11 protein-coding genes and 4 pseudogenes are annotated in these 13155 nt (G+C 56.6%); 9 read left to right on the top strand and 6 right to left on the bottom strand.

Annotation, left to right across the window (positions count from 1 at the left end):
* The first annotated feature begins 427 nt into the window (after window positions 1-427).
* The 3 genes and pseudogenes from istA to JZX87_RS25720 form a co-directional block, all read left to right on the top strand.
* Complete coding sequence (gene istA / locus JZX87_RS25710) at window positions 428-1948, top strand: IS21 family transposase (RefSeq protein ID WP_206828748.1); 1521 nt, start codon at window positions 428-430, stop codon at window positions 1946-1948.
* The gene (gene istB, locus JZX87_RS25715) at window positions 1938-2732 is read left to right on the top strand and encodes an IS21-like element helper ATPase IstB (protein ID WP_137396213.1); all 795 of its coding nucleotides are present in this window, start codon (window positions 1938-1940) and stop codon (window positions 2730-2732) included. The genes istA and istB overlap by 11 nt, the downstream gene beginning before the upstream one ends.
* Window positions 2733-2803: 71 nt before the next feature.
* Window positions 2804-2902: pseudogene (locus JZX87_RS25720) on the top strand (exodeoxyribonuclease III); the annotation flags it as partial.
* A 137-nt stretch (window positions 2903-3039) separates the two neighbouring features.
* On the opposite strand, the gene JZX87_RS25725 reads toward JZX87_RS25720, so the two are convergent.
* Both JZX87_RS25725 and JZX87_RS25730 read right to left on the bottom strand, forming a co-directional pair.
* Window positions 3040-3339 (bottom strand): hypothetical protein, encoded by a 300-nt coding sequence (locus JZX87_RS25725; protein ID WP_206828749.1) that lies wholly within the window; start codon window positions 3337-3339, stop codon window positions 3040-3042.
* A gap of 221 nt (window positions 3340-3560) precedes the next feature.
* Window positions 3561-3866, bottom strand: coding sequence for an NIPSNAP family protein (locus JZX87_RS25730; protein ID WP_206828750.1), 306 nt, complete (start codon window positions 3864-3866; stop codon window positions 3561-3563).
* 137 nt (window positions 3867-4003) lie between these two features.
* Here JZX87_RS25730 and JZX87_RS32065 point away from each other — a divergent pair.
* Window positions 4004-4117, top strand: a pseudogene (locus JZX87_RS32065) (DUF6428 family protein); the annotation flags it as partial.
* A 17-nt stretch (window positions 4118-4134) separates the two neighbouring features.
* On the opposite strand, the gene JZX87_RS25735 reads toward JZX87_RS32065, so the two are convergent.
* From JZX87_RS25735 to JZX87_RS25745, 3 genes and pseudogenes are all read right to left on the bottom strand, one after another.
* Window positions 4135-5073 (bottom strand): DUF6929 family protein, encoded by a 939-nt coding sequence (locus tag JZX87_RS25735; protein ID WP_206828751.1) that lies wholly within the window; start codon window positions 5071-5073, stop codon window positions 4135-4137.
* Window positions 5074-5134: 61 nt separating this feature from the next.
* A complete protein-coding gene (locus JZX87_RS25740) occupies window positions 5135-6937 on the bottom strand; it encodes a diguanylate cyclase (protein WP_206828752.1) in 1803 nt (600 codons plus the stop codon).
* A 300-nt stretch (window positions 6938-7237) separates the two neighbouring features.
* Window positions 7238-7698: pseudogene (locus JZX87_RS25745) on the bottom strand (CorA family divalent cation transporter); the annotation flags it as partial.
* Window positions 7699-7741: 43 nt separating this feature from the next.
* Between JZX87_RS25745 and JZX87_RS25750 the strand changes: the two are divergent.
* From JZX87_RS25750 to JZX87_RS25760, 3 genes and pseudogenes are all read left to right on the top strand, one after another.
* Window positions 7742-8101 (top strand): annotated as a pseudogene (locus JZX87_RS25750) (CorA family divalent cation transporter); the annotation flags it as partial.
* Between the two features lie 295 nt (window positions 8102-8396).
* On the top strand, window positions 8397-8795 hold the full coding sequence (locus JZX87_RS25755; RefSeq protein WP_206828754.1) for a SyrB-like regulator: 399 nt from the start codon (window positions 8397-8399) through the stop codon (window positions 8793-8795).
* A gap of 103 nt (window positions 8796-8898) precedes the next feature.
* On the top strand, window positions 8899-9516 hold the full coding sequence (locus tag JZX87_RS25760; protein ID WP_206828755.1) for a hypothetical protein: 618 nt from the start codon (window positions 8899-8901) through the stop codon (window positions 9514-9516).
* A gap of 22 nt (window positions 9517-9538) precedes the next feature.
* Here JZX87_RS25760 and JZX87_RS25765 read toward each other — a convergent pair whose 3' ends face one another.
* Window positions 9539-10162: a hypothetical protein gene (locus tag JZX87_RS25765; protein ID WP_206828756.1), complete on the bottom strand. Its 624-nt coding sequence runs from the start codon at window positions 10160-10162 to the stop codon at window positions 9539-9541.
* Window positions 10163-10623: 461 nt separating this feature from the next.
* Here JZX87_RS25765 and JZX87_RS25770 point away from each other — a divergent pair, with 461 nt between their 5' ends.
* Together JZX87_RS25770 and JZX87_RS25775 are read left to right on the top strand one after the other, a co-directional pair.
* Window positions 10624-11211 (top strand): glutathione binding-like protein, encoded by a 588-nt coding sequence (locus JZX87_RS25770; protein ID WP_206828757.1) that lies wholly within the window; start codon window positions 10624-10626, stop codon window positions 11209-11211.
* A 662-nt stretch (window positions 11212-11873) separates the two neighbouring features.
* Window positions 11874-12785 carry an MBL fold metallo-hydrolase gene (locus JZX87_RS25775; protein WP_206828758.1) on the top strand — a complete coding sequence of 304 codons (912 nt, stop codon included), beginning with the start codon at window positions 11874-11876 and terminating at the stop codon, window positions 12783-12785.
* Window positions 12786-13155 lie beyond the last annotated feature (370 nt).

A 13155-nucleotide genomic window follows, 5' to 3' on the forward strand; every position in this document is an offset into this window, starting at 1 on the left:
GCACGATCCGTCTGGGCGATGATGACGAAGAAGGAGAATTACAAAGATTCCGGTCTCGTAACCGCGTAAGCAAAGCTAGCGATATAGCGAGACCGGATCGTCGGCGTGTGAGGAGATCAGCGAACGGTAAGGACAAGAGATTGGAAAGAGGGGTGGGAAATGCCGCCGGCTCAGTGAGCCTCGAGCTCGTAGAACTGATTTGCGCCAGCCCCGCTTAGCTCCATACCGGCCAGCAGTAATATCCAGACTGCATCAAAGGCCTGATACATGACCGCATCCAATCACACGTTCAAACCGCTCAAAGAAAAACTTGCATGAACGGGGGCATCCATACATGAGCCGGTTAGGCGCATAATTTCCATTGAGAATTGAGCCATGTGAACCTTCCCCCAACGCGGTGAGCGACGGGGGCAACGGAGTGATCCACATGGGACTTTTAAACATCATCCGTCGGATGAAGCTGCGCGAGAAGCAGTCGATCCGCGAGATCAGTCGGCATACCGGTTTGTCGCGCAACACGATTGCGAAGTATTTGAACGCTGGTACGATCGAGCCGACGTTCACGGTACCGGAGCGGCCGAGCAAGCTTGATCCTTTTTCCGACAAGCTGGCGGCCTGGCTGAAGACCGAGGCTGGGAGGTCGCGCAAGCAGCGCCGAACGCTGAAGCAGCTTCATGCCGATCTGGTGGTTCTCGGCTTTACCGGCTCCTACGGTCGGGTTGCCGCCTTTGCCCGTGAGTGGCGGGTTGAGCAGCAGACGACTGGCCGCGGCATATTCGTTCCGCTGTCTTTCCGTGCAGGCGAAGCATTCCAATTCGATTGGAGTGAAGATTATGCCGTGATCGGCGGCGAGCGCACCAAGCTTCAGGTCGCACACATCAAGCTATCGCACAGTCGGGCGTTTCTGGTCAGAGCCTACCTGCTGCAGACGCACGAGATGCTGTTCGATGCCCACTGGCACGGGTTCCGGGTGTTCGGCGGCGTACCTGGTCGCGGCATCTACGACAACATGAAGACGGCGGTCGACCGCGTCGGTCGCGGCAAGGAGCGGCAGGTTAACGTCCGCTTCCAGGCGATGACGAACCACTACGTTTTTGCGCCAGAGTTCTGCAATCCTGCCGCAGGCTGGGAGAAGGGACAGGTCGAGAAGAACGTTCAGGATGCCCGACCACGTTTGTGGCAACAGATGCCGGACTTTCAAGATCTGGCGGCGTTGAATGACTGGCTGGAACAGCATTGCCAGGACCTGTGGCGAGAGACGGCGCATGGCACCTTGTCCGGTACGATTGCAGATGTCTGGGCTGATGAGCGGGCAGCATTGATGGCATTGCCTAACGCATTTGACGGCTTTGTCGAGCAGAGCAAGCGCGTCTCGCCGACATGCCTGATCACCTTCGAGCGGAACCGCTACAGCGTGCCGGCATCTTTTGCGAATAGGCCTGTCAGCCTGCGGATTTATCCCGAACGGCTGGTTGTTGCAGCCGAGGGCAATATCCTCTGCGAACATCCGCGGATCATAGAACGCAGCCACGACAAACCACCGAGGACGATTTATGACTGGCGGCATTACCTTGCGGTTATCCAGCGCAAACCCGGAGCCCTGCGCAATGGTGCGCCTTTCCTGGAATTGCCGCTGGCGTTTCGACAGTTGCAGGACCAGATGCTGCGTCGCCTGGGCGGCGATCGTGAGATGGCCGATATCCTGGCTCTGGTGCTTCATCACGACGAACAGGTTGTCGTCAGGGCTGTGGAGCTGGCTCTGGATCAAGGCGTCGCGACCAAGACGCATGTGCTGAACCTGCTGCATCGTCTGATCGATGGGAAGACGACTGACGGCCCTGACATCGACACGCCACAGGCGCTGACCTTGTTGCGTGAACCCAAGGCCGACGTCGAACGCTACGATGGCTTGCGTGTCCGGATCGTGGGAGGTCGCCATGCGTCATGATCCCGCAAGTGCCGCCGTCGTCATCATGCTGCGGAGCCTGAAGATGTATGGCATGGCCCAAGCCGTCACAGATCTGATCGAGCAAGGGGCTCCAGCTTTTGATGCGGCCGTGCCGATCCTGTCCCAGTTGCTGAAAGCCGAGATGGCCGAACGTGAGGTTCGCTCGATCGCCTATCACATGAAGGCTGCTCGCTTCCCGGCCTATAAGGACATCTCCGGGTTCGACTTCGCCGCCAGCGAAATCAACGAAGCGACGGTGCGCCAACTGCACCGATGCGAGTTCATGGACGGGGCGCAGAATATCGTTCTCGTCGGTGGGCCGGGCACAGGAAAAACACATGTCGCGACTGCCCTTGGGGTCCAGGCGATCGAGCATCACCGCCGGAAGGTCCGCTTCTTCTCGACCATCGAATTGGTCAATGCGCTCGAACAGGAGAAGGCCAAAGGCAAGGCAGGACAGATCGCTGAGACCCTGGTTCGCCTCGATCTCCTGATCCTCGATGAGTTGGGATACCTTCCGTTCAGTGCCTCAGGCGGAGCGCTGCTCTTCCACCTGCTAAGCAAGCTCTACGAGCGCACCAGCGTCATTATCACGACCAACCTCAGCTTCAGCGAATGGGCAACCGTCTTCGGTGATGCCAAGATGACCACGGCTTTGCTCGACCGCCTGACCCACCGTTGCCATATCCTGGAAACAGGAAACGACAGCTTCCGCTTCAAGGCCAGCTCGGCCGCAGCAGCTCAGAAGAGAGGAGAAAAGGCCAATCCCTTGACCAAAGCCTGATCAAAAAACCATACTCAGAGGTGGCTCACTTCTCGGTGGAAAAACCGGCTCAGTTCCGCGTGGAAACCAACAGCGAACGACTAATCGCGTCCGGTGTCGACAAGTTTGCGCGTGGCTGGGAGCACACCAGCGACCATGCGCCGGTCTGGATTGAACTCGATGACGGATGACTTATCTCAGCTGGGTATCTACTCGACAAGCCTTCCCCGGCCGATCTCGTGCTGTGTCCGTGAGCCGACCATCTCGCACCGAAGGTCCGCGCCTTCATGGCGTTTCTGGGTCCTCAACGAGCGACCATAAGCGAAATTTACGAGAGGTTGTCTCGGTAGAAAACCAATATCATGGCGAGAGTGATGATCCCAATCGCTATCAGGATCAGAGCTTGCCTTGACGATGCGCGGTCTCGGTACACCAACGCGGCCGCGCAGACGCAGAGCGACCAGAGACCTGTGACGATTACCAGCAGCCAGGAATACAAAAACGGACCAAGATCGTAGCCTCCACCGCCGATTGACGGTCCGGAGGTCGTGTCGATCTGAGCGCCGATCAGGGTAATCACCGGTATGGCGAGCGCCGACAACCATACCGCTATCGTTCTGTTTTTCATTATCGGTCACCTGATCCAGCTGCGGACCGCTCCGTCAGATTCGACGTATCTCCGTTCCGGCGGCAGTAGGCTGTTCAACTCGACCACCTCGGAAAGCCTGGGCGCCGAAGTATGTAAAAAGGGCCGGAGACGATGTCTCGCTCATACGGCAACTCCCGGAAGCCGGGCACCTCTGTCCACGCCGCCTGGCCGGTGGACGAAGTCAGAGCTGACAGTGCCAACTAATCCAACAGTGGACGCATGAAGGACCTCTCGTAGCTGACGATGCTACGATTGCGCTTGTCCAGTTCGTATGCTGCAATGCACTCGGCGTCACTAGCCATCCTGATCCGGTAGTCCTCATAGGCCGCCAGACTTGGGAAGCTGAACAGAGCCAGCGCGATATTGCTGGCGCCCTCGCTCGGCAGGAAGTAGCCATGATGCGTCCCTCCCATGCGATTGACGAGCGGGATCCAGAGCCGCGCGTATTCCTCGAACTCGGGGAGCTTATGGGGGTCAATAACGTATCTGATGTAGCAGGTAATCAATCGAAAATGTCCTTAGGTTGCGGGTTTGCGACTGCATATGGGTCCTTCTTCTCACATGCGTGGGATACCTCCGGCTAACATGGTAGGGATCGGCTGTCTCGGACTAAAGCCAACCGATTTCATCAGCACTTATCACTGCGCCGCGTCCGGCGAGCTGTAAGCCGCGCGATTGTTGGCTGGAGCAGGAAAGACGGAAGGCATCACAGGCATGCTGCGGACCGAGCGCCGCCGAAAACAACTGCTGCGGATAAGTCTCGCGCGCCCGGCATCAATACCGAGAGGCCTCGGCCTCGAGCGGAATTAATCCTGACAGGAGCTTTGCCGGTATCGCGGGGTTGTCCGCATCGGTAACGAGAAGGAGGTTCAGCGTGTCATTTTTCATTTGAGCGCTGATGCCTTCCACCTTGTATGGCTGTTCGAGTTGGTACGACGAGAGCAACCGCCCGTGTTTGTCAGCGATCCCAATTGCAGCCCCTACGCAGTTGCCATCAAGATATGCATCGCCGGTATCTTCCGCCACGGCGCAGAACACCACGTCGCCATTGGGTAGAGCCGCCGCATCGGTGAAGCAGAGTGGAACGCCCTCGATCATACCAAGATTCACTGGCGTGATGGCGGATGGCGCAAATGTATCTGCATCCAGACCTCGCAAAGCTTTGAGAGCCGGCAGCAGCGGGTAACGGATGATCGCGTTTTCATTATGTTTCTTGTTGCCGCGCTGAAACAGAAGAAGCTCATCGCCAACCACGGCTGCTCCCTCGATGTTGAGATCGGCGAACGCTTGATGAAGCGGGCCAAGCATCGGAGCCATATCTATCTGCTCAGGTGAACCGCTGATCCCACCCAGAGGATCAAGGCCAAGGAGAATACCGCGTCCGCGGTTTGGCCGCGATGCCGAACCTAGAGCCAGCAGAGCACCGTACGAAAAGCCCTCGAAGGGTGGGACGAAGACGATTGCCTCCAGGTCCGGTTTTTGGCGCTTTCGCTCGGGTTTGGCTATGGGCAAGTCGCCCGCAAACAAGCGGATCCGATGACCTGGCTCATTGTCACCCGCGGAAAACACACCAAGACATAGCTCGTCATCAGCAACGACGTAGATATGCGAGCCAACGCAGACCAGACCGCTCGCAGCGCTGATGTAAGGCGGCTGCAGGTCCGATCTCTCCGGAGAGACGTCTAGTTCTCGAAGTTCGTTCGTTACGATCATCGGTCTTTGCTATCACCATGAAGGCCCGGGCTCCATGGGCTGCGATGCGTTATCGAACCGATCATTCATCCGAGGGTGCTATTCTCATATCCATCTTGCCCGCGGCCACAGCCCTGTCACGTCCATCCGCTTTGGCGTACAGCAAGGCCGCATCTGCGCGAGACACGAGCGTTTCAATCGAACCGCCGTGTGGCGATGACGCGATGCCCAGTGACACGGTTACGGTTCCTAACGTGCGGCCCGCGTGGGCGAGTGTGACGCTGCTGATTGCCCGTCTCAGGGTTCCAGCGAGTGCCTCTCCTTCGTCTTCGCTTTGGCGCGGGAGTAGCACCGTGAATTCTTCGCCGCCGTAGCGGCATGAGATGCCGTTATCGCCAATGATGTCGCGGATGGTTTGACCGACATACTGCATGACCATGTCGCCCGCGTCGTGACCATATTCGTCGTTGAAGCGCTTGAAATAGTCGATGTCGATCATCAGACAAGTCAGCGAATCCAACCCATGTTCATCTGCCCACCGCTGTAGCGTCTCGTCCAGATGGCGGCGATTGAACAGGCCGGTCAATGGGTCGCGGATAGCCAGAGATCGGAGGTTCTCCCGCAGCTGGAGGTTGGCAATGGCAAGCCCGACATTCTCGGCAATCAGCTCGAGATAGAGCCTAGATTGTTCGAGGTGGATGGCTGCTCCTTTACCCTCCTCCAGGTAGATCAGGCCGATCATGTCGCCCTGAGCAGTGAGCGGAACGCACAAAGCAGCCGTGCGTTCACCTTCCATGTGCTGGCAGGGAACGTCGCCGTCGGACAGGCCGCTTGCATGGGGTCGCCCGCGCCGCAGGCCCCAGCACTCTGACGCCGGAAAACTATCTGGCGAATAATGCGGTGCCAGCCATTCTGCGGCCCGATCAAGCACGGTCTTGCTGTTGTTCAAGACGTAAAGGCCGCCGGCGATGCTCGGAAAGATCTGGGGTGCGAAGCGCGCAACGATATCGGCGAGTTCGCTTTGGTTCTGGCACGCCTGAAGGCGGTGCATCATCTGCAGGATCAGATCTTTTGTACGCTGATCAGCTTGCCGTTCCGCATCAAGCCGGTTCCTTTCGATGCCATTGGCGCGAAAGATTTCGATGGCGGTGTTCATTTCGCCGATTTCGTCACGACGGCTGTCGGCTGGGACCTCGACCGTGTAATCCTGTTTCGCTAGTCGTCCGACGATGCCCGTCATCCTTATGAGCGGCATGGCGACGCGTCGTCTCAATACGAAATATAGCACCGCGAGGAAAAGAGCGCCGGTCAGACCGAGCATGGTCTTGGCGACCAAACTCCACCAGTCGCTACGCTCCCGCACAGCATCCAGTTGAGCACCAGTGCGGGCCGCGGTCAGGTCTCGCAGGTGAGAGACCGTGCTGAGCAATTCCGATTGGAGTCTTTCATGTTCAGGCCCGAATATCATCGCTTGAGCGGAACCTCTTTCGCCGCGCTGATACGCCTCCACTGCCTCGATCTCGATCTTATCGAGTTCCTCGGCACCAGCCTCGATCTTTCTCAGCGCATCCGCCTCTGCAGACGGCAGGCCAACCGACAGAAGCTGCTCGGCGGCCGCTTCAAGGCGACGCTCGGCTTCCTCATCTCGCTGGAAGGCCAGGAGGTGGCGCTCCTCTCCACGCATCACGTAGAGCCTCGCGTCATCGCTTCTGACCTCCGCTCCGAGCGCAAGCTCCTCCGCAAGGGAATCAAGCTTCAGGTGTTCTTCGACTGCGATCCGCTCATCGACGGCGCTACGGACTGACATGATGAAGGCGGCGCCGGATAAAGCCGTCAATACGACCGTTACGCCGTAGGCCCAGTTGGTGATGGTGCTTATTCTCATTCGCTAATGATACCACGGGATGCTTGAACGAGAATTTAAGGAGAGAGCAGTCCAGCTCACGGCAAGGTCCTTCGCAACAACCGGGAAAATCGGCAGGAACCCGATGGAATGAGGTCTTAGATTGAGGAGTGGTTGGGTTCGAAGGGATGAGGCATGCAAGATCATGCGTGCAGTATTTTTCTTCTCGGCTGCTTACGCTGATCGGCAATCCGATTTCGCAACGCCTCAAGTTAGTCGATATTAGCGGGCAGTTCAGCATCTATATGGCGGCCTCGACGCAGACTATCGTACGATAAGAGGTTTTCCGACCACTTCGGACAGTGGCCCGAGCACCCGCTGCAACTTGATCACTTGGCGCCTCATCCGGAAGATCCGCCGGATCTGCTCGCGCTCCAGAAACGAGATCAGCACGTGCTTTTAGCCGAGCCATGTCTAACGGAAATCAGGTGATGCTTTCCGACAAAGATGCAAGTCTCCCCCTAGGCGATCTTGTCGCCCTCCAGATGTGCCGTCTTGATGACGACAAACAGCTGGTCGCCATAGATGTCGATCTTCGGGACCTGCCTGCCATTTAAAGCGTCTTCTACGGCAAGCGGATGAAGGCCGAACATGGCCCGGAGACTTTCCATCTCATCGGCTGTCGGCTCGGCAATGCCGATCCAGACGAACTCGCCGTCGCGAGCTTCAAAGCTTTGCTGGGCGAGCAGCACTTCCTCGGTCCGCTTGCCGTTCCGGTAGATGTAGGATGCAACGACTGTCATTGATATCTCGGAAACAGGAGTGAACGACCGGTTCGAAAAACGCGGGAAGGTCACCCATCTCGATCTTCCGTGCGTGGACGAGAACGCCAAGCCCTTTTTTCGCGACGTCCACGATCATGTCAGACGGGTCGAAAACGTTGTCGGCGGGCTTCGTGACGTCATAACCTCGGTGTTCGAAGCGTCCAATCTTCTTGAACAGCAGCGGCAGGGGACAATTACTCGCCAGCTTGCCGCGTGGGCCGCTATTCTCGCCGTGCCGACCGCAATTGCCGGCATCTACGGCATGAATTTCGAGCACATGCCTGAACTCGCAACACAGTACGGCTACTATGTGGTCCTCGCCGTGATCGCGGCCATATGTGCTATCCTCTATGCACGTTTCAAGAAAGCAGGATGGCTGTAGGCAAGCTGCAGGCTGCGGGAAATAGGGCGATACTTCATTGGAGAGGCGTCTCTGCCATGTACTTCGGATCCTTTTCCCGGCGGAAAGACCGAGTCCATGATGGCGGTCTTGAGTGGGCGCGAACTTACGACCCGCAGTTAAATCGCTGCAAGGATCGGCTCCGCGTCATCGAATGAATGACTAATCGGTACTTTGCGCCGGTTTACGCGCTTATTTCCCACCAATGGCTATACCTGCGGATTGACTTCACGTAATGGCGGAACACATGCTTTTGCGCCTGACAGAGGAGAACCCGATGGCCGACGAGACGATGACTGAGACCACTGCCACGACCGAAGCGCCGGCCGTCGCAGCCGCTGAAAAGAAGACACGCAAACCTCGCGCTACAAAGGCTGTCGCCGAAATCGCCACCTCGGAAATCGCCGCGTCACCTGCCGAACAACCAGTCAAGAAGACGCGTGCAAAACGCGGTTCGAAGACTGCTCCAGTCAAGGCCGACAAGACTGTTACCGAGCCGAAGAAGGTCGCCACCCGCATGCCGCGAGCGAAGGCAGCTACGGCCCCCGTTGCTCCCGTCGACGACATCGCCGACCTCATCAAGCTTGAGGAAGAGAACAAACAGCTGCGTAAGGAGCTTTCCGACAAGCTGCGTTCTGAGAATGCCGATCTGCGCAACCGCCTCGGCAAGGCTTGACGCTTGACACCGTCAACACATACGCGAAATCGCCAGGCCCGAATGGCCTGGACAATCTGAATGACTGCGGCAGTATCCTGTCGCCATGCCGAGGGCGAATGCGATGAGAACACCATGGAGATTTGTTGCTGACCTGGTGTCGCGCAACCCGAAGGTGGATAATCGGGAAGATAATCCTGCAGCTTCCCCTGAACCCATCGCTCTCGAACATCAACCGGCGACCGCAGAAGCACATCCAGAGATCGAAGTGAAGCCCGCGGAGCAATCCATTGAGATCGCTGCGAAAGAACAAGTCGATGCCGCTCGCCCCAGTTCGGACGCCAGCTTCGAGCCCATTCAGATTTCCGAAGACGCATCTGCACCGGCCGGGGATGAAGGCTCTGCCAATTCTGCGGATGCCAAAGATGCAGCACTCATAGATGCACCGACTGAGATCAAGGAAAATGTCGCTGCACAAGAACAGACGCCGACCGCAGATGCTTTGCCCAAGCCAGTAGCCATACCGGAACTCAAGCGCCGGAAAACGGCCCGACCGGTTTTGAAGCAATCGGCACCATTGAGCCAAGTGGAGGACAACGCGTCCGCCGTCCCGAAATCGCTTATCAATGAGATGGCCGATCTCGATGCGGAGGTCTATGCTTTGCGGCGCCAGCTTGCCGAAAAGCTTTCCGCGCAGAACGCGCAACTGCGCGAGATGCTCGCCAGGTTTGATGCAAGATAACCGGACACGGTGCGACTGCGGATCAACGGCGTTGAAGCCGTTCGCTTAGCCAGGCATTTTCTTCGCGTAATTTCGTAACCAGTAAGCGTCTCAACTGGCGGTTCTCTTCCTCAAGCTGAAAGAGATCTGCCAACTCCTCATCGACTTCAGAAAATGAAGCTGGCTTCGGCTTCGCCAACATCGGCTTAACCGGTTTACGGCCTGCGCCAGCGCCCGCTTGTCGAACGCGGCGGAGTTTATGCTTGGCACCACTTGGTTTTGCTCTAGCAGGCTCTCCCGTTGCATCACCCTCGGCTAAACTTCTTACGTCGGTAGCGCCGACCGCTGCTTCGGCATCGATCTGCGCATCATTGTCAACGGGCGCTCCGAGATCGATACTCTCGACGGCTAGTTCACCATCTCGTGGCGAGATGATCTCCTTCGCAGCATTGGTCTCAGCGACGATGTGCTGTTCCGAGTGCATTGAAAAAACTGCATCTTTGGCTGGACCGTCAATTCCGAGCGATTGTCCTGGCAGATCCGTCTCAACCGCTCTAGCAACGGACTTGAGATCGAGATTACCCCAGATGGAATTGGCTTGCGTAGTCACCGACCTACGCCGGCCAGACTTGTATTCGATGACAAAATTGCGCTTTGGTTGTTTCATGAGTCAGTTCAAAAAGCTTGCGGAACGCGACACCAACGACCGTCGGCCTGCGATGATTTGCAATATCTACACGATGTCAGGCGTCTTCTCCATATTGGAGATCACGTTGGGTTCCACCCAAGAGAAAATAGGCAAAGCTGTTTCCCGTTGGCCGTGGTGCATTTTGTAATCGTCATCCATTACATCCGCTAGCTGGCGACGAGAACGCCGTGCGTTTCTTCGCCTTGATAGGTACAGAACCTACGACCCGCGATTAACAGCGCTTCAAGCTTTCAATCAGAGGAAAGCCTACTCCACCGCGCTATAGACCATCTCCGATTGGTGTACTCAGGGCGGGAACCCGCTGGACCAGGCTATCCCCTAGTCTGATTTTCCGGATCCGGCGGGCACCTTAATTTGCTGCGTGAAATCGACCAGCAGTCTTAGTGGTCGCTTTTGCACATAACAAATAGGAGGGTCCCTTGAGACTTTACTACTATCCAGGCGCATGCAGCCTTTCGGATCATATCGCTCTCAGAGAAGCAGGTGCCGTGTTCGAGATCGAAAGTGTCGACTTGCAGACAAAAATCACTTCCTCTGGTGACGATTTCACGAAGATCAACCCGAAAGGATATGTGCCAGCACTCGTCTTGGACAACGGAGATATTATCAGCGAAAACGTCGCGATACTGGACTGGATAGCGTCGAGCTACCCCGAGCTCGGCGTCGAGGGCAATCTCGGTCGCACACGCTTGCTCGAAGTGCTGGCTTTCATCTCTTCGGAGTTGCATCAGGGGTTTGAGTCTCTCTGGTCACATCGAAGCGCAGACGAGATCGCTCGTGCAAAAGCTGCCCTAGTCCCCCGATTTGGCTTTTTGTCGGAAAGCTTCAAGGGAGCGTTTCTGTTCGGCGAGAAGCCCACCGTTGCGGACTTCTACCTTTTCGTGATGCTATTGTGGGCAGAGCGCTATTCGCTAAGCTTGGAACCCCATCTCGTCGACTATCGCGAAAGGTTGAAATCGCGCTTGAATATTAGCGTGGCAATGAAGGCAGAAGGCCTAAACCAATAACATCGCCGCTGACGCGAACCTGGCTCATGCCGCGCCAGGCGCGCGTTAGCTGTGTTTCCGCGTCCCTTGTTTCTGCATTGATATCCACCGCCCAGACTTGCAGCCAAAGCCTATAAAACTGGCCCCGGGCGAACTGCTAGGCTGCAAGATTTTTGGCCGCAGGAGTGGGCCAAAAGCTCTGCAAGGTTTGCCTATCGCCGCCTTCCAAGCAGGTTCCGCTTTTGGGAAGTCCAGACCAATACAGGTCCGCTCGAGTCCTTCGACGATAAGGCGTTATCGAAACGTAAGATCGTTAGGGCTACGATGGAGCGTCGCCAGAGATAGCAAGTTCGCCATATTCGTTCGCGACCGTAGTCAGCTGGAGGTTCCGTCAATCCTCCCCCACCGGCTGACGTCTTTGTCCGCTGAAGATGATCCTGTGCGGCTGTACCCCGTCTTCCACATCGAGCGCCCCGTTCGATGCGCTCCAGTTCGACCAGTGTTCGCCGCATACCTAAAGCGTCCCATATGTCGCCTATGTTCGAGCTGTATACAGCTTTCGTCGTAGGCGCTGATACTCACGTAGAGCTCAAACGCTGCCCCGCCGAGTTTAGAAAGATTGCGGCTGGCGACATTGACTGTCTCCTTGCCGCCGAATCCATCACTCGTTAACGGAGCAAACAATGAATCTGGAATTGACCGGAAGTATCAAATCATTGCGGGACGAATTGGTCCCGTCTCGCTATGTCATCAACATCGGTGACATTGAAGTGATCATCATAAGTGATGGCATTTTGACGCCCCCCGCTGAGTCAATGGCAACTAATGCTGATGCAGGATCACGCAACGCCTGGCTTGATGAGCGCTTCCTTGATCACGACGCTTTCGACTGGGCGTTGAACGCTGTCGTAGTCCGCAGTGGCGACCAAACGATTCTCATCGATAGTGGACTGGGAGAGGAGTACCCGAACTTTCCTCGTGCCGGCCATTTCACAACGCGACTTGAAGCAGCGGGTGTCAGCCTTGAGTCGATAACAGACGTTGTGCTGACCCACATGCATTTTGATCATGTGGGAGGGCTTCTCGTACGGGGCGTCAAGGACCGTCTACCAAGTGGCGTTCGTGTTCATCTCTCTGCAGCCGAGGCTGCTTTTTGGAATGCCCCGGATTTTTCGCGCACAGCGATGCCTCCGGATCTTGCAGAACTCGCTCGTGGTGCCTCAAAAGAATTCCTTTCCGTCTATGCAGATAACCTTATGACATTCGAGCAAGAGGTTGAGATTGCACCAGGCGTGACCGTTTCAAAGACGGGAGGCCACACGCCCGGTCACAGTGTGGTTCGCATCTCTTCCAAAGGCGAAAGACTGATGTTTGGCGGGGATGCATTATTTCCCGTGTCTTTCGATCATCCGGAGTGGCACAATGGTTTCGAACACGACCCCGAAGAGGCTACGAACGTTCGACTTCGGCTCATGGAAGAACTGGCAGGGACGGGTTCTTGGCTTGTCTCTACACACCTACCGTTCCCGTCGCTGGGACGAGTGGCGCCATCTGAAAAGCTCTACCGCTGGGTGCCGGCGCCCTGGGACTACTAAGGTAAATAGACACTGACCTCTCTTTGCCGCCCTGGGGGTATCCAGGGCGGCGTTTCTTTTTTAGAGGCGAGCCACAAGGGCGCTACACGTATTCAAGATCCTTCTTGCTCAACCTGTTTCGGGTGTTGTGGCCCTTCCCGCACGAGCAATTCTACCTGGTGCGGATAGAGCAAGGTCCTCCCATTATAGATTGCTCCCGAAGTGCCGAGAGATAGCCTCATGAGCTGCCGCTCACTCTTTGCACGTGTTCGAAATTGGCAATCACGCGATACTTATAGCAACTCCGCAAGGTCTCGCGCTGATCGATTTCAGTAAAACTACTTCCGTTAATGGCTCACAACGGAGATAAATATGATTGAGAGCTTTTCCT

Origin of the sequence: Agrobacterium sp. Ap1 (assembly GCF_017313375.1) — a bacterium.
Taxonomy (GTDB): domain Bacteria; phylum Pseudomonadota; class Alphaproteobacteria; order Rhizobiales; family Rhizobiaceae; genus Neorhizobium; species Neorhizobium cellulosilyticum.